Genomic DNA, 393 nt, shown 5'->3' on the forward strand with positions numbered 1-393 from the left:
GGGTTAAATCGATGGATATCTTGGCGGATTACATCGAAGAAGCCCGATAGGTTAGGAGAAGGCTCATGACGCAGGAACGTCACAACCCGACCCACATCAGTATTATAACACAACTGATGGCGATGGTTCAACACAAGACCGCCAAGACTGGTGGTCTCGGATGGAATCCGTAGGTCGTTCATATCCGAAATTAGAGGCCCAAATGGTCATCAAAGCTCAGTCATTTGATGGGGGGTAGTATCCTCGTTCATGGCTTGTGCATGTGTTCCATCTGGGGTTGTCTGTTGATGATATCTGCTGGCTGATATGTGCTGACTGCAAGCACCTTGGGCTTATAGCTCGGGATTATTCTGCTGATGAGAATCTGCGTTTTGCGTGTCGTTCGGAACAGGA

At 48.6% G+C, this 393-nt stretch carries 1 protein-coding gene; it reads right to left on the reverse strand.

The genetic code is table 11. The features are described 5' to 3' along the window. On the reverse strand, positions 1-182 hold a 182-nt coding region (locus KP705_RS18770; protein ID WP_215765400.1), incomplete at its 3' end, for a hypothetical protein. Positions 183-393: the final 211 nt, after the last annotated feature.

It is taken from the genome of Gluconobacter sp. P1D12_c (genome assembly GCF_018812105.1).
Classification (GTDB): Bacteria; Pseudomonadota; Alphaproteobacteria; order Acetobacterales; family Acetobacteraceae; genus Gluconobacter; species Gluconobacter oxydans_A.